At 53.6% G+C, this 22,307-nt stretch carries 18 protein-coding genes and 3 tRNA genes; 20 read left to right on the top strand and 1 reads right to left on the bottom strand.

What is annotated here, in order from left to right:
* Positions 1-37: 37 nt before the first annotated feature.
* From ACFFSY_RS05620 to ACFFSY_RS05540, 17 genes are all read left to right on the top strand, one after another.
* Positions 38-1,183: a carbamoyl phosphate synthase small subunit gene (locus ACFFSY_RS05620; protein ID WP_377491141.1), complete on the top strand. Its 1,146-nt coding sequence runs from the start codon at positions 38-40 to the stop codon at positions 1,181-1,183.
* Complete coding sequence (gene carB / locus ACFFSY_RS05615) at positions 1,170-4,379, top strand: carbamoyl-phosphate synthase large subunit (RefSeq protein WP_377491138.1); 3,210 nt, start codon at positions 1,170-1,172, stop codon at positions 4,377-4,379. Before ACFFSY_RS05620 ends, carB begins: the two co-directional genes overlap by 14 nt.
* Before the next feature lie 111 nt (positions 4,380-4,490).
* Positions 4,491-5,222, top strand: coding sequence for an orotidine-5'-phosphate decarboxylase (gene pyrF, locus ACFFSY_RS05610; RefSeq protein WP_377491135.1), 732 nt, complete (start codon positions 4,491-4,493; stop codon positions 5,220-5,222).
* The gene (pyrE, locus tag ACFFSY_RS05605; protein ID WP_377491132.1) at positions 5,222-5,869 is read left to right on the top strand and encodes an orotate phosphoribosyltransferase; all 648 of its coding nucleotides are present in this window, start codon (positions 5,222-5,224) and stop codon (positions 5,867-5,869) included. The genes pyrF and pyrE overlap by 1 nt, the downstream gene beginning before the upstream one ends.
* A 235-nt stretch (positions 5,870-6,104) precedes the next feature.
* Positions 6,105-7,844, top strand: a complete 1,740-nt coding sequence (locus ACFFSY_RS05600; RefSeq protein ID WP_377491129.1) for a methyl-accepting chemotaxis protein — start codon at positions 6,105-6,107, stop codon at positions 7,842-7,844.
* A 257-nt stretch (positions 7,845-8,101) separates the two neighbouring features.
* Entirely contained in the window at positions 8,102-8,908 is an 807-nt protein-coding gene (locus ACFFSY_RS05595; protein WP_377491126.1) for an ABC transporter ATP-binding protein, read from the top strand.
* On the top strand, positions 8,874-9,959 hold the full coding sequence (locus tag ACFFSY_RS05590; RefSeq protein ID WP_377491123.1) for an efflux RND transporter periplasmic adaptor subunit: 1,086 nt from the start codon (positions 8,874-8,876) through the stop codon (positions 9,957-9,959). Before ACFFSY_RS05595 ends, ACFFSY_RS05590 begins: the two co-directional genes overlap by 35 nt.
* A 3-nt stretch (positions 9,960-9,962) precedes the next feature.
* Entirely contained in the window at positions 9,963-12,881 is a 2,919-nt protein-coding gene (locus ACFFSY_RS05585; protein WP_377491120.1) for an FtsX-like permease family protein, read from the top strand.
* A 6-nt stretch (positions 12,882-12,887) separates the two neighbouring features.
* Positions 12,888-13,772 (top strand): ABC transporter ATP-binding protein, encoded by an 885-nt coding sequence (locus tag ACFFSY_RS05580; RefSeq protein ID WP_377491117.1) that lies wholly within the window; start codon positions 12,888-12,890, stop codon positions 13,770-13,772.
* A gap of 4 nt (positions 13,773-13,776) precedes the next feature.
* Positions 13,777-15,273 (top strand): ABC transporter substrate-binding protein, encoded by a 1,497-nt coding sequence (locus ACFFSY_RS05575; RefSeq protein ID WP_377491114.1) that lies wholly within the window; start codon positions 13,777-13,779, stop codon positions 15,271-15,273.
* Between the two features lie 229 nt (positions 15,274-15,502).
* Positions 15,503-15,670, top strand: coding sequence for a hypothetical protein (locus tag ACFFSY_RS05570; protein ID WP_377491615.1), 168 nt, complete (start codon positions 15,503-15,505; stop codon positions 15,668-15,670).
* Positions 15,671-15,751: 81 nt separating this feature from the next.
* Positions 15,752-15,828: transfer RNA gene (locus ACFFSY_RS05565), tRNA-Met, on the top strand.
* Positions 15,829-15,850: 22 nt separating this feature from the next.
* Positions 15,851-15,927, top strand: a tRNA-Ile gene (locus ACFFSY_RS05560).
* 20 nt (positions 15,928-15,947) lie between these two features.
* Positions 15,948-16,033, top strand: a tRNA-Leu gene (locus tag ACFFSY_RS05555).
* A 172-nt stretch (positions 16,034-16,205) separates the two neighbouring features.
* Positions 16,206-17,636, top strand: coding sequence for a HAMP domain-containing methyl-accepting chemotaxis protein (locus ACFFSY_RS05550; protein ID WP_377491111.1), 1,431 nt, complete (start codon positions 16,206-16,208; stop codon positions 17,634-17,636).
* 261 nt (positions 17,637-17,897) lie between these two features.
* Complete coding sequence (locus tag ACFFSY_RS05545) at positions 17,898-18,551, top strand: hypothetical protein (RefSeq protein WP_377491108.1); 654 nt, start codon at positions 17,898-17,900, stop codon at positions 18,549-18,551.
* 145 nt (positions 18,552-18,696) lie between these two features.
* Positions 18,697-19,407 carry a uracil-DNA glycosylase gene (locus ACFFSY_RS05540; RefSeq protein WP_377491105.1) on the top strand — a complete coding sequence of 237 codons (711 nt, stop codon included), beginning with the start codon at positions 18,697-18,699 and terminating at the stop codon, positions 19,405-19,407.
* 95 nt (positions 19,408-19,502) lie between these two features.
* Here ACFFSY_RS05540 and ACFFSY_RS05535 read toward each other — a convergent pair whose 3' ends face one another.
* Positions 19,503-20,462 carry an S-layer homology domain-containing protein gene (locus ACFFSY_RS05535; protein WP_377491102.1) on the bottom strand — a complete coding sequence of 320 codons (960 nt, stop codon included), beginning with the start codon at positions 20,460-20,462 and terminating at the stop codon, positions 19,503-19,505.
* Positions 20,463-21,021: 559 nt separating this feature from the next.
* On the opposite strand from ACFFSY_RS05535, the gene ACFFSY_RS05530 reads away from it, so the two are divergent.
* The 3 genes from ACFFSY_RS05530 to ACFFSY_RS05520 are packed head-to-tail and all read left to right on the top strand — an operon-like array spanning position 21,022 to position 22,283.
* The gene (locus ACFFSY_RS05530; protein WP_377491099.1) at positions 21,022-21,645 is read left to right on the top strand and encodes a hypothetical protein; all 624 of its coding nucleotides are present in this window, start codon (positions 21,022-21,024) and stop codon (positions 21,643-21,645) included.
* On the top strand, positions 21,642-22,154 hold the full coding sequence (locus tag ACFFSY_RS05525) for an accessory gene regulator ArgB-like protein (RefSeq protein WP_377491096.1): 513 nt from the start codon (positions 21,642-21,644) through the stop codon (positions 22,152-22,154). Before ACFFSY_RS05530 ends, ACFFSY_RS05525 begins: the two co-directional genes overlap by 4 nt.
* Positions 22,155-22,283 (top strand): cyclic lactone autoinducer peptide, encoded by a 129-nt coding sequence (locus ACFFSY_RS05520; protein WP_377491093.1) that lies wholly within the window; start codon positions 22,155-22,157, stop codon positions 22,281-22,283.
* The last annotated feature ends 24 nt before the right edge of the window (positions 22,284-22,307 follow it).

The raw sequence follows: 22,307 nt of genomic DNA, 5'->3' as shown, positions 1-22,307 counted from the left end.
AAACATACAGGCACAGAATTCAGAAGGAGTGATATGCATGCAAGCAAGACTGCTGCTCGAAGACGGAACGCTGTTCACAGGCACTTCGTTTGGCGCCGAGGCGCAATCCGCAGGCGAGGTTGTATTCAATACGGGAATTACAGGCTACCAGGAGGTATTGTCCGATCCGTCCTACTGTGGTCAAATCGTGACGATGACGTACCCGCTCATCGGCAACTACGGCATTACGCGCGATGATTTCGAAGCGGTTCGCCCGTTCATCCACGGCTTTGTCGTACGACGCCACGAAGAAGTGCCAAGCAACTGGCGCGCGGAATACTCGCTAGGAAGCCTGTTGAAAGAGTACGGCATTCCCGGTATTAGCGAGATCGACACGCGCATGCTGACACGCAAACTGCGGCACTTCGGTACGATGAGAGGCCTGCTTACCACGGGCAACGAACGCATTGAAGAGCTCCAAGAGCGCCTGCTCGGCACAACGCTGATGCGCGATCAAGTGGCACGCACGTCGACGAAGAGCGTATTCTCGAGCCCTGGCGACCGCGAGCGCATCGTGCTGGTCGACTTCGGCGCGAAGAGCGGCATCCTGCGCGAACTAACGAAGCGCGGATGCGACGTCGTGGTCGTACCGCATGACACGACGGCTGACGAGATTCGCCGCCTCAATCCGGATGGTATCCAGCTGTCGAACGGACCTGGCGACCCGAAGGACGTTCCATACGCGGTGAAGATGATCCAAGATCTGCTAGGCGAATATCCAATCTTCGGCATCTGTCTTGGCCATCAGCTGTTCGCGCTCGCATGCGGCGCCGATACGTCGAAGCTGAAGTTCGGCCACCGCGGCGGCAACCATCCGGTGAAGGAGCTGGCGACCAACCGCTGCTTCATTACTTCGCAGAACCATGGCTACACGGTTCTTGACGATACGATCGCGGGCACCGAACTGGAAGTAACGCACATCAACAACAATGACCGGACGATCGAAGGCTTGAAGCATGCGGAATTCCCGGCGTTCTCGGTGCAATATCATCCCGAGGCGGCGCCTGGACCTTTCGATTCCAGCTACCTGTTCGATCAATTCCTGGATATGATTCGCGACCATAAGAAGAACAACCCGCAACAACCGCGCCAAGCACAGCTTGCACAGGCATTGAGAGGAGAACTGCAATATGCCCAAAAATAATGAACTCAAAAAAATTCTCGTTATCGGCTCCGGTCCGATCGTCATCGGTCAAGCGGCCGAGTTCGATTATGCCGGCACGCAAGCTTGCCAAGCGCTGAAAGAAGAAGGCTATGAAGTCGTCTTGATCAACAGCAACCCGGCGACGATCATGACCGACACGAACATGGCCGACAAAGTATATATCGAGCCGATCACGCTCGAATTCGTCACCCAAATCATTCGCCAAGAGCGTCCGGACGGCTTGCTGCCGACGCTCGGCGGCCAGACCGGCCTCAACATGGCCGTGGAGCTTGCGCGCGCCGGCGTGCTGGAGCGGGAGAACGTGAAGCTGCTCGGTACGCAGCTGACCGCGATCGAGAAAGCCGAAGACCGTGACCTGTTCCGCGAGCTGATGCGGGAGCTGGAACAGCCGGTACCGGAGAGCACGATCGTCACGACGGTCGAAGCGGCGGTTGAATTCGCGAACGAAATCGGTTACCCGATCATTGTCCGTCCAGCCTATACACTCGGCGGTACGGGCGGCGGCATCTGCGCCAACGAAGAGGAACTGTTGGAGACGGTTGCTTCAGGTATTCGTTACAGCCCGATCAACCAATGTCTGATCGAGAAATCGATCGCGGGTATGAAGGAAGTCGAATATGAAGTTATGCGCGATGCGAACGATAACTGTATCGTCGTCTGTAACATGGAAAACTTCGACCCGGTAGGCGTGCATACGGGCGACTCGATCGTCGTGGCACCAAGCCAGACGCTGTCCGACCGCGAGTACCAAATGCTCCGTTCGGCATCGCTCAAGATTATCCGTGCCCTGAACATCGAGGGCGGCTGTAACGTACAGTTCGCGCTTGATCCATTCAGCTACCAGTACTACGTCATCGAAGTGAATCCGCGCGTAAGCCGGTCCTCCGCGCTGGCGTCGAAGGCAACGGGATACCCGATCGCGAAGATGGCGGCGAAGATCGCAATCGGCTATACGCTTGACGAGATTGTTAACCCGGTAACAGGCCAAACTTACGCTTGCTTCGAGCCAACGCTCGATTACATCGTATCGAAGATTCCGCGCTGGCCGTTCGATAAGTTCACATCCGCGAACCGGAAGCTCGGCACGCAGATGAAAGCGACAGGCGAAGTCATGGCGATCGGCCGCACGTTCGAAGAGTCGATGCACAAGGCGGTACGCTCGCTCGAGATCGGCGTGCACCGCATTCACCTGAAAGAAGCGCACGAGCTGTCGGACGACGTGCTTCGCACCCGTCTGCAGAAGCCGGACGACGAGCGGATGTTCCTGGTGGCGGAAGCGTTCCGCCGCGGCTATCCGCTGCAAGACATTCAAGACCTGACCAAGATCGACTGGTGGTTCCTCGACAAGCTTGAAGGCATCGTGAAGTTCGAGGACGAGCTTCGCGCAGCGGCGGCCTTGACGCCGGAATTGCTGTACCAAGCGAAGCGCAAAGGCTTCTCCGACCGTTCGATCGCCGAGATCCGCACGGAAGGCGGCAACGCGGTTAATGAACACGATATTCGCGCTCTTCGTCTGTCCCAAGGCCTCAAGCCCGTGTACAAGATGGTTGACACGTGCGCGGCCGAGTTCGAAGCGACGACGCCTTATTATTACTCGACTTACGAGACCGAGAACGAAGTGACCGAGACGACGAAAGAGAAAGTGCTTGTGCTCGGCTCCGGTCCGATCCGTATCGGCCAAGGCATCGAGTTCGACTACTCGACGGTTCACGCGGTATGGGCCATCCAGAACGCGGGCTACGAAGCCGTTATCATCAATAACAACCCAGAGACGGTCTCGACGGACTTCTCGACGAGCGACCGCCTTTATTTCGAACCGCTCTTCTTCGAAGACGTCATGAACGTCATCGAACAAGAGAAGCCGATCGGCGTCATCGTCCAGTTCGGCGGCCAAACGGCGATCAACCTTGCGGCTCCGCTGACTAAAGCCGGCGTACGCATCCTCGGCTCCGACCTGGAGAGCATTGATGCGGCAGAAGATCGGAAGAAATTCGAAGCACTGCTCCGCAAGCTGAACATCGCGCAGCCGGAAGGCAGCACGGTCACGTCGGTCGATGAAGCGGTAGGCACGGCGCAGAAGCTCGGTTATCCGGTGCTCGTTCGTCCATCCTACGTCCTTGGCGGCCGCGCGATGGAAATCGTCTACTCCGACGAGGAGCTGCTGAACTACATGGTCGAAGCGGTGAAGATCAATCCGGAACATCCGGTACTGATCGACCGTTACATGCTGGGCAAGGAAGCGGAAGTCGACGCGATCTGCGACGGGGAGACTGTACTGATCCCGGGCATCATGGAGCACGTTGAGCGCGCGGGCGTTCACTCCGGCGATTCCATCGCGGTGTACCCGCCGCAGCATTTGTCCGATAAGCTGAAGCAGCAGATGATCGACATCACGATCAAGATCGCCAAAGAGCTGCGCGTTATCGGTCTGGTCAACATTCAGTTCGTCATCTTCCAGGATCAAGTGTACGTCATCGAGGTGAACCCGCGCTCGTCGCGTACGGTACCTTTCCTCAGCAAAGTGACGAACATTCCGATGGCGAATCTGGCCACCAAAGCGATTCTCGGTCAGAAGCTGGCCGACCTGGGCTACCAAGAAGGCTTGGCGCCTGAAGCGGATTACGTCTCGGTCAAAGTACCGGTCTTCTCCTTCGCGAAGCTGCGCCGCGTAGACCCGACGCTGACGCCGGAGATGAAGTCGACGGGCGAAGTCATGGGCCGCGACCAGCAGTATGCGAAGGCGCTGTACAAAGGTCTGATCGGCGCGGGCATGCGCATCCCGCCAACAGGGGCGATCATTGCCACGGTATCCGATAAGGACAAACCGGAAGCCATCGAAATTCTGCGCGGATTCTACGAACTTGGCTACAATATTATCGCAACGGGCGGCACGGCCGATGCGCTGGAAGGCGCGGGACTTCGCGTGAAGCGCGTCAACAAGCTGACCGAAGGCACGCCGAACATCCTGGATCTGATTCGCGACGGTCAAGCGCACTTCGTCGTCAATACGCTGACGAAAGGCAAAACGCCAGAACGCGACGGCTTCCGCATCCGCCGCGAGGCGGTCGAGAACGGCGTTGTCTGCATGACGAGCCTGGATACGGTCCGCGCATTGCTCGATATGCTGGTGGCGATCAACTTCTCCTCGCGTCCGATGCCGGTGCTGCAACCATAAGAACCGAGGTTTGAACAATCAACGGGCCGTCCTGGCCGCGGGCTTCTGCCAACCGGCAGCGCCCGCTACGGGACGCCTTTTTTATGGACATTTTCACTTTGGGAGGTAACCATGGGCGGCCTTACACGAAATGAAGCGGCAGGCAAAATCATGGTCGCGCTGGATTATCCGGACGCGTCCGCTGCCGAACGAATGCTCGATGCGCTCGAAGGCATTCCTTGTTACATGAAGGTGGGCATGCAGTTGTTTTATGCAGCTGGCCCCGCGTTCGTGACGAGTCTGAAGGAGCGCGGCTATCGCGTGTTTCTCGATGTGAAGATGCACGATATCCCGAATACCGTCAAAGGCGGAGCCAGCAGCATCGCGCGCCTTGGCGTCGATATGTTCAACGTGCACGCAGCGGGTGGACGCCACATGATGGAGGCGGCTCTGGAGGGTGTTGACATCACGCTCGGCGCGGGGAGCACACGACCGCTGGTCATCGCAGTCACGCAGCTGACGAGCACGAACCAATCCGTGTTAAACGACGAAATCGGCATCGCCGGCAGCGTGGAAGAGGCGGTTATTCGGTATGCGAAGCAAGCTCACGCCGCCGGGCTGGACGGAGTCGTGTCGTCGCCGCAAGAAGTACAAATCATCAAATCGGCATGCGGGGAAGCGTTCAAGACGGTGACGCCGGGCATTCGGCCAGTCGGGGCAGAGCTGAACGATCAGTCGCGCATTCTGACACCGCGCCAGGCGCTGGATCAAGGAACGGATTACATGGTGATTGGACGTCCGATAACCGCCGCCGCAGACCCGCGGGCATCCATCGAATCGATTATTGAGGAGCTGATTCGCTAATGACAACGATCACACTGGAACAATTACCCCAACATATCGCGCACAATTTGCTTGAAATCGGAGCGGTCGCGCTTCGTCCGAATGATCCATTCACCTGGTCGTCCGGCATGAAATCGCCAATCTACTGCGACAATCGGCTGACGATGTCTTACCCGGCCGTACGTGATGCCATCGCGGAAGGATTCGCGACCGTAATCCGCGAACAATTTCCGAATTGCGAAGCCGTAGCGGGCATTGCGACTGGCGGGATTCCGCATGCAGCGTGGGTTGCGCAGAAGCTGAATCTCCCGATGCTATACGTGCGCGATAAAGCGAAGGGCCATGGCAAAACGAACCAAATCGAAGGTCATTACAATGCGGGCCAGAAGGTCGTTCTGATTGAGGATCTCGTGTCGACGGGCGGCAGCTCGCTGAAGGCGGCGGTTGCCGTTCGCGAAGCTGGCTGCGAGGTGCTTGGCACCGTCGCAATCTTCACCTACGAATTCCCGCAGGCGGCCGCAGCGTTCGCGGAGCAGCACATTCCGCTCTTCACGCTTTCGAATTATTCGGCGTTGATCGATGCGGCGCTCGCCGCAGGCAAAATCGAAGAGGCGGACGTGGCGCTGCTTCGCAAGTGGCGCGAGAACCCGCAAGCTTTCGGTCAATAAGCGGAGATTATCACCGCTATGGCGATCGCGTAATGTAGATGCATCGGCTAGCCGAGTAATGTATACTCCTTTTCTGCTCGCGCGGAAGAGGAGTTTTTTATTAAGGACATCGATGAGCTTCGACAAGTTTTATCAACGTTCTACAAAAACTATTATTATTCCTATTTAATAAGCCGATGTTAATAATAAATAGGCTTATTTAACAGCCAGACGCTAACGTAGAGGATGGTCCGCCATGATGAAAAGACGTATTTCTCTCTCCTTGAGGGCCAAGCTGCTTCTCCTGATTTCAATCCCGATATTGATGTATGCGGGCAGCAACGTCTACATTTTGAGTAAGTACGATGCGGATATGTCGAGCGCGAACACCTTATTCGAGAAGACGAACGACATTACGACTAACGTACTGAATGCCGACCGCGATTTGTATCAGTCCTTGTCGGCGTTCCAGCTGTTGAAATCCGGTGGGCTGAGCCAGGAACAAGCCGCGAGCGCGCAGGAGGATATGCTGGCCAACGTGAAGCAGGCATCCGAACGATTGCAGAAGGCGGAAGAGATTGCGCAAGCCGCAAACATGATGGATCTGAAGAAAAGCGACGGCGATACCACGGTCAAAGAAATTATTACTTCTTTCCGCGCAGATTTTAAAGTCTGGGTGGATTCGCTGGGCAGCTCGCTTGCCGTGCAAGACGGCAACACGCCGAGCGGTGCCTTCATGAACCAATTCACCGAGATGCGGGGAAGGTTGGATTCGATCAGCCAAATTTTGGAGGAGTACACAAGCGTGCAGTCCGCTGCATCTCAGAAGCAGCTGGACGATTTCAAACTGCAAACCTATCTCGGGATCGCGTGCTGCGTCATCTTGATCAGTATTTTCAGCTACTTTATGATCCGCAACTTGTATCGTGTCGTCGATTACATGATCAAGCTTACGCGCTCGGTGGCCGAAGGCGATTTGAGTCCACGACCCGCCTTTAAACGGGGCAATGACGAATTGGGCAAGATCGCTGACTCGATCGAAACGATGGCAGGCAGCTTGCGGGGTCTGATCGGCACGATCTCCGAGAATGCCGCACAAGTAAGCGACTCCTCGAAACAGATGCAATTGGCGTCGAAGCAATCGACGGAAGCCGCATCCAGCGTCGCGGTCGACATTCAGAGCGTAAGCGACGGCATGGAATCGCAGACGCGGGGAGCCGAAGAATCCGCTCGGGCGATCGTCGAGATGGCCGTGGGCATCGCGCGCGTCGCTGAGAATACATCTTCGATATCGGAGTATTCCACCGCAACCTCGCAGAAAGCGGAGCAGGGGCAGCAGCAAATTGACCAGCTCGTCAGTCAAATGCAAGGCATTAAAAACGTCATTCAAAGCCTCTCGGGCATCGTCGACGGCTTGAACGAACGCTCGCGGGAAATTGGTCAGATTGCCGAACAAATTACGTCGTTCTCGAATCAAACGAACATTTTGTCGCTTAACGCTTCGATCGAAGCGGCGCGAGCGGGCGAGCATGGCCGTGGTTTCACCGTCGTGGCTGGCGAAATTCGCAATCTTGCGGCAGCCTCGTTGCAGTCCGCCTCTACCATTAATGAACTGGTCGCGGCAACGCAAGGCGAAGTCTCGAATGCGACCGGTGTCATGACCAAGACGCTGGCGGAAGTGGAGCAGGGCAGCAAGCTGCTTGCGAACGTGACGGAGAGCTTCACGCAAATCCGCGGTTCGATCCAGAGCATTGCGTCTCAGATCCACGACAATTCGGCAATTACCGAACAAATGTCGGCCAGCTCCGAGCAAGTGAGCGCCACGATGGAGCAGTCCGCCCATACCGCGCAGCATACGCTCGATAGCACGCGCAGTGTGGCTGCAGCAACCGAAGAGCAATTGGCACTCATGGAAGACATCAGCTCTGCTGCTGACCAGCTCCAACAGATCGTTATGCAGCTGACGGATTCCGTATCCTCGTTCAAGGTGAAATAATCAACGCACGCCCTAGCCCCGGTGGAGTCGAATGTGAAAGATGTTCCGCTCTGCCGGGGTTTGCTGCGTCCAAATTGGCTGACAGCTGTATCGTATTATGTCGAAAAAAGGCGGTTTGGACGTGATAAGTTTGCTTTAGCAAATATTTATGATTTCTTTCGCCTGGGAGCGTAACTTTTTCGCCGGACGTACCGTCTAAAAGATAGTTTTCATTATATGAAAAAATTTTAATGCGAAGGGAGTCCTGGGATACGGCCATGGCATGGTTCAAAAAAAGCAAGTCGCAAATGGCGGATGCCCAGAACGCGAACACAACTGAAGTGGCGGCCACCGCGGCTTTGGAGACTGCGGCGACGGCGATGCCGTCCGAGCTTGCGGAGACGCCCGTCGAGAAAGGGCCGATCTTGACCGTAGAAGCGGTCGAGCGTACCTTCCAAGTTGGCGGATCGCCGCTGCATGTGTTGAAGGGAATCGATATGGAGCTTCAACCGAAGCAGCTGGTTATGCTGCGCGGACGCTCCGGGTCGGGCAAGACGACGCTGCTGAACATGATCGGCGGGCTGGATCAGCCGTCGAAGGGGCATATATTTTTTCGCGGATTGCCGTTCCATGACATGAGCGATGACAATCGGACGGTCGTCAGGCGCAAGCAGATGGGGTTTATTTTCCAGGCATTCGCGCTGATGCCGCTCTTGTCCGCTTACGAGAATGTCGAGTTGTCGCTTCGCATGGCAGGCGTACCGGGGAACCAGTGGAAGGGGCGGGTGACGGAATGCTTGGAGCTGGTCGGCTTGGGCAAGCGGATGCACCATCGGCCCTTCGAGCTGTCCGGGGGCGAGCAGCAGCGCGTGGCGATCGCTAAGGCCATCGCGCACAAGCCGAAGCTGCTGCTGGCCGACGAGCCGACAGCCGAGCTGGATTCTCAGATGGCCGCGCAGGTGATGAACGTATTTCGGACGATCATCCAGACGGAGCAGGTTACGATTTGTATGACTACGCACGATCCCACGATTTTGGAGGTTGCCGATCATGTTTACGAAATGGTTGACGGAAAGTTCATTTAAGCGTTCGGCCGCGGTGCTGCTCAGCGCGTCCATGCTGTTTGCCAGCGGCTGCTCGCTGCTGCCGAAGGAGGCCGAGGAAGAGGTACTGCCTGAGATCAACCCGCCGGCCATCGCCAAGAAACCGGAGTACGAGGTGACGACGACGACGCTGGAGTCGAAGGTGCTGGGCAGCGGCAAGCTGATTTCCCTGAAAGAAGAGACGCTTTACTTTACGCTCGACACCAAACGGTTGAAGGAGCTTAACGTCAAGGCCGGCCAGAAAGTAACCAAGGGCCAGGTCATCGGTTCGCTGGACGTGGATGATTTAAGGAAGACGCTCCGGACCGAACAGCTGAACTTCAAGAAAGCCGAAGTCGACATGAAGAAGACGCTTCGCGATCGCGACACCATGGATCCGATCGCGTACGAGATGGCGGTCATTAACTTCGAGGAGAATCGCCAGAAACTCGCCGACATGCAGGAAGAGATCAACAAAGCGACCTTGGTTGCGCCGTTCGCCGGAACTATCGTGCAGCTTAACGTCATGAAGGGCGATCAGATCAAAGCCTATGACCCGATCTGCGTCATCGCCGACGGCTCCGACCTCGTGGCGGCCGCGAGCATGACCCAGGACGAGCTGAAGGGCGTCACCGTTGGCATGCCGGTGTCCGTCGAGATCAATAACGGCGGCACGGTTACGGGCAAAGTGAAACAGCTGCCGATCATCACGGAAGACAATGGCAACGGGAACGGCAATGGCAACGGAGGGATCGGCGGCAACAACGGCCAGAACATTGAACGGCCGGAGAAATATCTGCTCGTCTCGCTGGATAAAATCCCGGCCGGCGTTACGCGCGGCAGTCTGCTGTCGCTGAACATCATCACGAAGCGCAAGGAGAACGCGATCGTCATTCCGCCTTCCGCGCTGCGTACGATCGGCTCGCGCACGTATGTGCAAGTCGTGGAAGCGGAAGGCAAACGGGAAGTCGATGTGGAAGTCGGCCAGCAGACCGCGACGGAAATCGAAATCGTGAAAGGCTTGACGCCAGGGCAGAAAGTGGTAGGTCGATAGCTGATGGGGATGCCGTTAATCCGATTTTTGTTCCGCAAAATGTGGAATACCCGTTGGCTGACGCTTAGTTCCCTTGTCGGCCTCATCATCGCGGTAGCGTTCGCGACGAGCATCCCGATGTACGCGGACGGCGCGCTTAAGCGCGTCGTGGGCGAATCGCTGAAGCAGGAGGGCGGCGGCTTGCCCGCGGGCTCGCTGCTGATGCGTTATCAGTCGGTAGGCGGCGGCAAGACGGATCCGGCCAGTCTGGCCGAGGTAACGCGCTACATCAAGGAAGATGTGCCGATGGAAATCGGGTTCCCGCATAGCACCTTCGTGCAGAACATGATGATCCGAAGCACGGAGATTACGCCGGAAGATCCCGAGAAAGTAGACGCGAGCCGCGTTAGGCAGATGTCGATCATGACGATGTCGGATCTTGACAAGAACGCGGAGCTGGCGCAGGGCCGCTGGTTCGCCGATTCCATTGGCGAAGGCGACATGATCGAGGCGGTCATGATGGAAGAGGCCATGTACCGCAGCGATATCCATATCGGCGACGTGTTCTACTATCCGATCTATGGCGGGCTTAACTTGAACCTGAAAGTCAAAATCGTCGGCGCCTACAAGCCGCTCGACGAGACGAGCGCTTATTGGTACCAAGGACTCGAAGGTATCATGAATACACTAATTATCGGGGAGAACGCCTTTACGAAAGGGCTGGTGACGGAGCGCAAAGTTCCGGTGCATACCGCCAACTGGTATTATGCATTCGATCTGAAGGAAATCCAGACCAGTCAGCTTTCCCCGCTCGGCCGTACCCTTGACCGGCTGAATGTGGAGTTGTACCAGAAGCTTAAGGACACGAAGGTCGAGATTTCCTTCGCGAAGCTGCTCGGTCAGTTCCGGACGCAAAGCTTGCAGCTGCAGGCGCTGCTCTTCACGCTCGCTGCGCCGATGATCGCGATGGTGTTCTATTTCATCGCGATGAATGCCAGACAATCGCTGGATAAACAGCGCAGCGACATCGCGGTGCTGCGAAGCCGGGGAGCGGGCACGTGGCAGATCATCCGGATTTATTTCTTGGAAGGTTTGATACTCGGCTTGGTCGCGCTCGTGATCGGCCCTATGCTCGGCTGGTTCATGGCTAAGAGCATCGGATCCGCGAACGGTTTCCTGGCGTTCGTCGACCGCAAATCGATTCCGATCGGCTTTGGCATCGAAGCGATTCTGGCAGGCGTGGGTGCAGTCGTGCTCGCGATGCTGGCGACAATCGTCCCTGCCATAGTCTACGCGCGTTCGTCAATCGTCGGTTATAAGCAGGCGCTGGCAAGATCGGACCGCAAGCCAGGCTGGCAGCGCTGGTTCGTCGACGTGCTGCTGCTAGGGGTTGCCGCATACGGCTGGTACCTCTTCAACGAGCGTCAGATGATTACGTTCAAGAGCGGCATGACGACCGATCAGCTCAACGTGCAGCCGTTCCTGTTCTTCGTTCCGGCCATTGCGATCTTCGCGCTCGGACTATTCTTCCTGCGCGTGTTCCCTTGGATGCTGAAGCTGTTCAACTGGCTCGGTCGTCGGCTGCTGCCGGTCCCGCTATACTTGACGCTGACGCAGCTGTCGCGTTCGTCCAAAGGATATTATCCGCTCATGATTCTGTTGATTCTTACACTCGGACTCGGCGTCTACAACGCATCTGCCGCGCGTACGATCGACTTGAACTCCACGGAGCGCACGTTATATAAGTTCGGCACGGACGTTGTCGTTCAGACTGTCTGGGAAGGAACGACTGAGCTTGTGAATAACGGCGGCAACCAAGGCGGCAACGGCGGCCAAGGTGGTAATGGCGGTCAAGGCGGCAACGGCGGCAATCAGGGCGGTAATGGAGGCCAAGGCGGTAACGGCGGGGGCGGCGGCAAAGGCGGCAGCGTGGTGCCGACCCGCACGATTTATTCCGAACCGCCGTTCGAGATATTCCGCGAGCTGGATGGCGTTGAGGCAGCTGCCCGCGTCTTGCAGACCAAAGGCAACGTCGTCGTATCCGGCCGTTCTGTGGGTCAAGGCACATTGGTCGGCATCGACAACGTCGACTTTGCCAAAGTGGCTTGGTTCCGCAATGACCTGTACGAGCGCCATCCGTTCAACTATTTGAATTACTTGGGCATGTACGAACAGGCGGCTATCGTGCCATCCAATGTCGCGGAGAAGTACCAGCTCAAATTGGGCGATAGCGTATCGGTCGGCTTGACCGACGGGATGCTCGAATTCGTCATCGTCGGTATCGTACCGTACTGGCCGAGTCAGTATCCGGATCAATCGCCGTTCGTCATCGCGAATTTGGATTATATTTACGACCAGGTGCCGATTATTCAATACGATGTCTGGCTGAAGATGAAGCCGGGCGCGAAGACCGCGCCGATTATCACTGCGCTGCAAAACAAAGGAATCGAGCTTGCTTCGGTCCAGGATGTGCGCACCGAGCTGGTGACGCAGTCGAAGCTGCCTACGCGCGGCGGCGTATTCGGAATCTTAAGTCTGGGCTTCCTGGTATCGATTCTCGTCTCGCTCGTCGGCTACATTCTATATTGGTTCTTCAACCTATCGGGCCGGATCGTGCAGTTCGGCGTGCTGCGGGCGATGGGCTTGTCGCGGAAGCAATTGACCGGCATGCTGCTGCTCGAACAAATATTTACCGCGGGCTTGTCGATCGTGCTTGGCATCGTCATCGGGAAGATTACGAGCTTGCTGTTCCTGCCTTTCTTGCAGACGGCGGAGAACGTGACCAATTCGGTGCCGCCGTTCCGCGTCGTGTTCGATTCGAAGGATACGAACCAACTGTACATCGTCGTCGCCTGCATGATGGTGATGGGCGCGTCGCTGCTGCTCGTTCATATCCGCCGTCTTCGCGTGCATCAGGCCGTGAAGATGGGAGAGGAGCGTTAAGACGAAGTGATTGAATGCGAAGGACTCGTTAAAATTTATAAATCAGACGATCTTGAAGTCGTTGCGCTCCAAGGCTTGAACCTGACCGTGCAGGATGGCGAGATGATGGCGATCATCGGCAACAGCGGCAGTGGCAAATCGACGCTGCTGAACATTCTGGGCGGTCTGGACCGGCCGTCCGCCGGTTCGGTCAAGGTTGGGCCGTGGGATTTGCTCAAGATTACGGATGACCAGCTTGTCGAATACAAGCGCGACACGGTCGGCTTCATTTGGCAGAACAACGCGCGCAATCTGCTGCCGTATTTGACGGCGATCGAGAACGTCGAGATGCCGATGATGCTCTCCGGCAAGCTGGATCGGGCGTACGCCCGCCAGCTTCTGGAGTGGGTCGGGCTCAAGGAGCGGATGCACAACAAGCTGCATCAGCTCTCCGGGGGGGAGCAGCAGCGGGTCGCGATGGCGATTTCCTTGTCGAACCGGCCGCAGCTTGTGCTGGCGGATGAGCCGACGGGTTCGGTAGACTCGCGGACGTCGGATTTGATCATGGATATTTTTCGCAGGCTTAATCGCGAGCTTGGCATCACGATCGTCATTGTAACGCACGACCTGTCGTTAGCCGGCAAGGTGGACCGCGTCGTGGCGATCCGCGACGGTCTCACGAGCACCGAGTTTATTAAGCGCAATCCGAACTTGGATGAGGCGGAGGCGCACGGCATGGTCGGTCACGGCGGCATCGGTCAGGTGCACGAAGAATACGTGGTCGTTGACCGCGTCGGGAGACTGCAGATCCCGAAGCACTATTTGACGGCGCTGAACATTACGGATAAAGCATCAATGGAATTCGACGGCGAGCGTATTATCATTACGACGCCAAAATCATTGGAGGGGTAAGCATATGTACACAACATGGGGAGCAAGGATGCGCAAGACGGCGGTGCTGGGCTTGTCGCTGACGCTGATGGGATCGGCGCTCGCGGCGTGCAGCAGCGGATCGGATACGAGCGCGGAGAAACGGGTGCTGCGGATCGGCTTCATCTATTCCAGTCCGGACAGCGAGCAATATCTTCGTCAGCAGTATACAGACAGCTACGAGCTGATGCATCCGGAGCTGGACATTCAGATTGTCAGCGCAATGAATTACGACGATCAGCGGTTCCAAGAACAGACGGACCCGAGCAAGCCGGTCACGCAGCCCGATCCGTATGACAAGCTGAAGGAGCTGCTGAACGGGACCAATCCGGTGGATGTCGTCGTTCTCGATTCGGGCACAACTTATCTGAAGCGTCTCGTTCAGGACAACATGCTGAAGCAGCTCGATCCGATCATTCAGGAGAAAGAATTCGATATCGAGGATTATGTGCCGACCGTTATCGACGGCATCAAGGAAGCGGGCGACAACGCGATCTACGCGCTTACACCAACGTTCAACTCGTCGGCGCTCTACTACAACAAGAAGATCTTCGCGGACGCTGGCGTCGAGGTACCGAAGGACGGCATGATGTGGGACGACGTGTTCGCCAGCGCGAAGCGTCTAGCCAAAGGCGAGGGGAACAAACGGATTTTCGGCTTGCAAATGAACCGTTGGGGCGGCGACGCATTCAACGACATGCAGCAGTACTACCTGCCGGCGCTGCAGATGAAGGTCTTCGACGACAAAGGCGAGAAGATGTCGGTAACGGGTCCGCAGTGGGAGAAAGTCTTTAACACGTTCGTGCCGCTGTATAAGGACAAAATTATTCCATCCGGCCAAGACTTGTACGACACGGGTACGACCGATGGCAAGCAGGCATGGAACCCGTACCAAGGCGACTTGTTCATTAACGGCCGCGTCGGCATGATGGTTGCCGGTTACGAGTATATTACGGAGCTGACTAGAGCGAAGGAACAGAACGCGAAGAACAGCAAAGTGCCGTCCGTGGATTGGGGCGTTGTGATGATGCCGCAGCATACCGAGAATCCGGGCTATGGCAGTTCGATCAACTTGAGCGCACTGATGGGGATTAACGCAAAAGCGGCCAACCCGGATGACGCATGGGAATTCATCGCGTTCAACAACAGCAAGGAATGGGCGAAGCTTAAGTCCCGCAGCACGTATGAGCTGATCGCGCGCAAATCGATGCTCAAGCCTCGCGATGGCCAGGACTACAACGTAGAGGCCTTCTACACGCTGAAGCCGGTACCGCCGACCAATCTCGACATGGAGAAGCTGTCCCGCGAGAAGCCGGGCATCTATGAAGCGCAGTACATGGGCACGCAAGCGATCCAACAGGTGATCGAAGGCAAGATGAACGTGCAGCAAGCGCTGAAGGATTGGGAGACCAAAGGCAATGAGGCGCTTAAACGTACGAACGATGGCGCGTCCGGTGACGGCGTTGTTCGTCCGCTAGGTTAAGGTAAGAACGGACAGTTGAGGGATAAGACTTGGAAGACCGCGCGCAGGCGCGGTCTTTTCTCTTTTACACCTTTATTCTCAACGTGGAAGGGGAGAGTGATGGGGATTTTGGGCCGTTACAAGCCGCCATGGGGGCTTGCGTGCGAAGTCGTGATTTGCCGCTAGCATATGCTTGTTTTTCCGCATCTTGGGGTAATCTATGCTCATGAAGATGAGGAGGGATGCACGCATGATGCGATGGGTGTATTGGGTCAGGTTATACGAGACGAAGTTCCAAGCGGGCTGTCTGGTACGGCGGATGGAGAACGACTGGTGGGTGTACGGGTACGATTGTCCCAAAGAAGTCGAAGTGTTTCAGTCCCGCAAAGGGCGTTACGGCGTCCGCTTCTTGCCATAAAAAAAGGGTTGACTTTCAAGGTCCGCCTATTGTATATTTAATCTTGTCGTCATTGATGGCGCTCTAGTTTGTTGGTACTGACGCGGGGTGGAGCAGCTCGGTAGCTCGTCGGGCTCATAACCCGAAGGCCGCAGGTTCAAATCCTGCCCCCGCAACCAACCTTTCGATAAATTATCGCGAGGGCCCTTAGCTCAGTTGGTTAGAGCGGTCGGCTCATAACCGATTGGTCGGGGGTTCGAGTCCCTCAGGGCCCACCATCTAGAGAATGTCCCGATATGCCGGGGTGGCGGAATTGGCAGACGCACAGGACTTAAAATCCTGCGGTGGGTGACCACCGTACGGGTTCGACCCCCGTCCTCGGCATCATGAGAAAACCTTGAGAAATCAAGGTTTTTTTGCTGTTTAAATGCCTCATCCATAAACGAAAAACCGACTGCACTCTTTACAATATTTCTCTGTCATGCCGACCATTTTATCCGACGATATAAATAGTACAGCAAACGAGCTGATTATTTATAGGAGGTAACAATGGTACATGGCATGGTTTAATCAGCTTAACGTGCGTAAAAAATTAATCGTCGGTATGTCCTTAATTCTTGTGTTATTGACGGTATTGTCCGTTATGGTTCTAATCCGACTGGTCCATATGCAGAACGACGTGGGAGATATTACAAATCGGATCCAACGCTCGCAGATTGAGGCTCAGCGGGTGAAAACAGAGCTGTTCGGAATTAGTGCAGGGATGCGTGGTTACCTCCTGTTTGATGACAAAACGCTGATGGATGACACGCAAAAAAAGAACAGTGAATTAGTTCAATCGCTGCAAACGTTGGGGACGCTGTTGGTATTAGAGGAAAATAAGCAGCTTTATAACCAAATCAAATCGGAAAGCGAACAGTATGCCGCGATCATCAATAAAATTGCGGAGCTTGGCAGTCAAAACAATTTAGCAAAAGCGAAGGAAGCGGCCATCAATGGTCGTGTTCATCTCACGGCTGCGATCGATGCTGCAAGCCAGCTTGCGACGAACCAAGATGAGAATGCGCGTAATAAGGTCGACCAACTGAATGCGCTAATTACAAGGGATATTCGCACGATAACGGTGCTTATGATCATTACCATTCTGCTGGGGATCCTGACTTGCTTGGTAGTCTATCGTTCGACTCTGAGTATCGTGAAGAAGATTGTTGCCTTCAACTCGGACCTGCTGTCCAGCTCGCAGGAGATTATGGCCAGCACCGAACAAATCGCAAGCGGCAACCAGCTGCAAGCCCAATCGGTCGAAACGTCGAACGCCATGGTCCACGAGATGTCGGCAGCCGTTCATTTGATCGCGGTGAACACCGAGCGTGTTAACCTTGAATCTGAACAGGTCGTCAAGCATGCGATGAACGGGAATGAAGTCATTCGGGAGAACTTGGACGGCATGAAAGAGATTTCAAGCAAAATTAACGACCTAGCTAACAGCTCGGAGAAGATCGGTGACATTGTCAGTGTCATTAATGAAATCGCCGCACAGACGAATCTGCTTGCCTTGAACGCTGCGTTAGAAGCGGCACGCGCCGGCGAAGCAGGCAAAGGGTTTGCGGTTGTTGCTAATGAAGTACGTAAGCTTGCAGAACGAAGCAGCGTAGCGACGAAGGAAATCAGCACGCTGATTAAAGAAATTCAAAAGAATACGAAGGAAGCTGTCGTTTCAGCGGAAGCCGGCAACCAAGCATCGAATAAGGCTGGCAGAGCGTTCGAGGAGATTAAGGAAACGATTCAAGACACCTCGCAGCGTATTTCGGAGATCGCAGCAGCTTGTGAGGAACAAGCCTCCCAAAGCTCTGAGGTGCAAAGCAGCATTCAGAACATCGCCGCAGTGACGGAGGAGACAGCAGCTGGAGCAGAGCAGACGGCGGCATCTACAGCTGAGATGGTAAAGAGGGTTGAGCAAATGAACCTGCTTGTCAACAGACTATAATACGCATTCCTTATTCGACCCCGTCCTCGGTGGCATCACGAATAGAAGCCTTGAGAAATCAAGGTTTCTATTTTTTTTGTGTTTTTACCAAGTCTATCCCAGCAGGGGGCGAACTTGAAGAGCGTTAAGCATACTGCGAATCTAGGTGTTTTTTATTATCTGCTAGTGGTTGCACTCATTCCCAAGTCTTGTGAATTAGTCTATAATAACTACAAATATCCATTGAGAATGGATAATCGTAGAGAGATTGGGGACAGCATCATGAGGTCATCGGCAGTTGACAGGAATTACGAGTTGTTGATCGAGCAAGAGAATGCAAAGCTGGAAGACATAAAGAACAAGATGGAGGATATCAAACGGTACTTTTTAAGCAGTGCTGCTGAGTTCACCAGGCAATGGTATGAGAAACAAGCGAGACAGATCGTAATGAACAATCCGGATGCAGCGGCGCTCATGACCGGTGAGCAATTGAAGGCTGTGAAAGACGACGTGCGGCAATTAATGGCCAACAGCGGTATGCATGTCGACGCGCACCTCAACCGTTCCTCGTTGTGGTGGCATCTGAACGAGAATGACAAGACGTATCCGGCGTATTTAAGTAAGTTACCGGAGTTTTTCGCGGACCCGTTCAAAATTATTCTCGGCAAACTGGGGGCTGTTTTCTCCAAGCATCAGCTGCTCCAACTTCCCGGAGAACGATACGGCGAAACGTACGGACATGAGACGCACGACTTTGTCATTGTCGAGGAGACGATCCAATATCGTTCTTCGCTTACTTACCCGGATCGGTTAACGCACGCGATGCAAGAATACGGCATTTTGCATGATAAGGCGAAAGGTATCATCCAGACCATCGAACGTTTTGCGCTTCAGCAGAAGAAGGAGCAAATCGGGGTACTGTGGGACTCCCTCTAAATTCGCCTGGCCGTAACCGCGCCGGTTGACTTTTTTGGATAAGTCCGGTATCGTTACATACGCCATGCTAGCCAATTATGCTGCTCCTTCGCCGATCTGAACGCCTTCAGAGGAGAAGGAGTTTTTTGTTGAAAGGAGATACCGAATGAGTGTGATTTTCAAAAACGACTGGGCTTCCGTGTTGAACGGTGAGCTGGACAAGCCGTACTATCAAAAACTGCGAGGTTTTCTAGCCGAGCAATATCGGAAGGAGAACATCTATCCGAACATGCACGATATTTTCAACGCGCTGCATTATACCTCTTATTCGAACGCGCGCGTGGTGATCATCGGGCAGGATCCTTATCATGGACCCGGACAAGCGCATGGCTTTAGTTTCTCCGTCCAACCGGGCGTACGGACGCCGCCATCGCTGCAGAACATCTATAAAGAGCTGAAGGACGATCTTGGCTGCGCGATTCCGGATCATGGCCATCTCCTGCCATGGGCAAAGCAAGGGGTGCTGCTGCTCAACAATGTACTCACGGTGGAAGCCGGCAAGCCGGCATCTCATCAAGGGATCGGATGGGAGGCCTTCACTGATGCGGTAATCGCCGCGCTGGACAAGCGGGAGAAGCCGCTCGTCTTCCTGTTATGGGGGAAGCACGCGCAAGATAAGGCGGCTTCAATCGATACGAGCCGCCATTGTGTCATTGCATCGGCGCATCCAAGCCCGTTTGCCGCGCACCGCGGTTTTTTTGGCAGCCGTCCCTTCTCGCGCGCGAATGCTTTTCTGCGGGAGGACGGGCAGGAGGAGATCGATTGGTGCCTGCCAATGCTCGCGGAGCTGGAAGCGGCTGTGGGGGAAGAGGGTTAATTAAAGAGACTTATAAGTATACGAGAACGACCCCTGAGTCTGCTCTACAGACGTCAGGGGTCGTTTTCGTTGGCCGGGGATAACGTAGGCTTGGTTTATTGGGCAGCAGCTTCGCTGCTTGCTGAACCAGCGATAGATGAGGAACTCGAACCACCAGCGAGTTCGGGTTTGTAGACAGCGTCGACATAGGTCGTGACGTTAACATCGGTGATGACCTGAGGATACATTTGACCCTGCTTCGGCAGAACCGGTTCGACGTGAATAATCGCCCGGCTGCCTTCGAACGTGATCGATGCGATGCGGATGCCGTATCCAGGATGAGGAACTTGTGCCGTTATAGTCACTGCGTTAATACGTTCGTTCACGGCTTTGGTCGAGAGTGCAAGATCGTGCAACGGCGACTGCGGCCTCTCTTCTTCGTTTGGCTCGTCATGCGCTTTCAAATAAGCGATCGCATCGTGCGTCCAAGCGGCTGCTTCGCTGCGCGTAATTGGCAGCTTCGGGTTGAAGTTCTGGCTGGCGTCGAGCTTGACGATGTCTGCAATGAGCAAGTTTTGAATGCTACCCATATAGCCGGCTGTAACATCCTTCTCGTCGCCGATGACCTTGTAGATTTCGATAAAAGCTAATTCTTGCTTGGCGATCATCGCCCGAAACAGATAATGTGCGAATTGTTCCCGGGTCATGATGGCTGCCGGGTTCACGTTGCGTGGCACTCCGAGGTCATTGATGCCTGCCAAGACGAAGGCGTTCGCGTACCAGGCTTTATCGTTGACCGTATCGAAGTAATCGGTCGCTTGCGGCGCTTTAATGAATACTTTGTCGCCAAAATCAAGTTTTAGGCCTTTTGTAATCAATGTCAGTCCTGCAGCAAAGGTAAGACTTTCTTTCGGAAGAAACTTGCCGTCTTTACTTCCGGATACGATGCCTTGTTGCTGGAGCTGTTCAATTTTGGCCGCGTTCGGGTCCTGTTTCGTATCGGAGAACGCGAAGGCGCTTTGAGCGGTCGTGAAGGCAAGCAGGGCAATGCTTGCGGCTAATAATAATTTTCTCATGAATGTCACCTCTTCATATGTGAGTTTCTTTAATAACTGTTAGACGTGTTTGAGGTCGAAAATGTTGCTTGTTCGCAAATGGCTTCGATTGAGTACACTTTGGAGAGATTTGGAAAAAAAACGTGATTATTCGACATGTTCTGTGAATCCCCTCCTGAAAAGATAGGGTTATTTATAGTCAGGCTTTACAACTTATTGATGTATACACGTCGTTATCGTATATTAGGAATAGCAGCTATAGGTAATTGGTAGGTGATAATTTGAAGCTTTATAGGTATGTGGGAATCGCTGAGGAATTCGGGGGAGCATCAGTCATTTCATACAGGAGCTCGTAACATATATCAAAAGCTGTGCAATAACTTGGGAACAAAGAAACTCCAGCATTGGAGGTAAAAAATAGCTGCATTGAATTTGCTGAAACGAGAAACCGTCCTCTCTGGATTGAAGAGACGATGATAGAAGGCAAAATAGTAATAGTAGTTAGCGGAAGTAAGAGCAATAGTAGGTTTTCCGTTCTGCTAATCGACAGCTGAGATATATAATCTAGGGACGGTGCGCTATGGATTTCTTAGGGTTTATGCTGTTTTCAACTATTGAAGGTGTTTCAATGTATGCATTGGCACTATATTTATTCAGATACAACTTTAAACATTATCTCATGCATTCGTTAATCATTATTGAAATCATTAATTTGCAAAACTTGCTCACGAGAGAAGAGTTATCGAGCTTAGCCTATATTGCTCCAATCGTTAATATTGTGATAACTCTACTATTCTTCAAAACAATAGCGAGGCTCCCGTTTATTCAATCTATTTTTATGACTATTGTTGGGTTTTTGGGTTTTGCTGTATTGCAAACAATAATTGTCTTGATATGTAATTTTACTATTGTGGAAGTCAACACGAATCAGTTTAAAGGGTATTTACTTCAATTCTTAACTGGTGTCATTGGAACCGGTATAGGTTGGTATTTATATAAGAGAGGTTTAGGTTTTACTTTTGACTTTGAAAAGTGGAGATTCAAAGGTGAACAGCTTTTCGTTACGATAATTATTATTGGTTTTATTCTAGCGTTGGTGGCAATGATGTATTTTCAAGACATTTATGCCAATGTATTCGGATTCGTCGTAGCGCTTATTATCTTTTTGGTGTATTCCATTAAGAAGGAGGCTTCGTCCGAATGATCGAAAACATTTCATTGAAGATGGCTAAAGTATTGAAGGATAAGTCCGAACATCCCGCTAGCGAGGCAGTCTTGTCCTATTCGATACAGCTAATTATTAATACTGCAAGTATTCTCATATCAACAATGATACTAGGCATAATAAATGGTCGATTTATTGAGGTTCTTTTAGCATTGGTATCGTTTGCGGTACTTCGCCAAGTTTCGGGAGGGTATCACTTAAAATCAGGAGTCTTATGTATTATTGTTTCGACTTTACTTATTACTTTATTATCTTTTGCCTCATTGGATCAAACACAATGCTTGATATTAAATTGCATCTCTTTATTTCTGGTCGTTATTTTTTCGCCTTCAATTATCGAAAGACAGACAAGAATTTCTCCAAAGTACTTCCGATGGTTTAAAATTGGGAGTATACTACTAGTATTATCCAGCTTCATGATGCTTAACCCCGTAGTAACAGCTTCATTCTTCGTTCAAGCCCTAACGTTAATTCGTTGGAGGGGGTGAATGCGTTTGAGAAGAAGAACGTTACATTTTCTTGCAACAGTGTTAGCGGGGATAGCGGTGTTGGTTGTGAACACAGCAAGTTGGTTATATGTTCATCAACCAGAAACACCAGATGAGCTTCTCAAGTAATATCTTATCCAGGGGTGGTTAAAA

The organism is Paenibacillus aurantiacus (genome assembly GCF_042431225.1).
GTDB classification, from domain to species: domain Bacteria; phylum Bacillota; class Bacilli; order Paenibacillales; family Paenibacillaceae; genus Paenibacillus_Z; species Paenibacillus_Z aurantiacus.
This window is presented reverse-complemented; position numbering and strand designations above follow the sequence as displayed.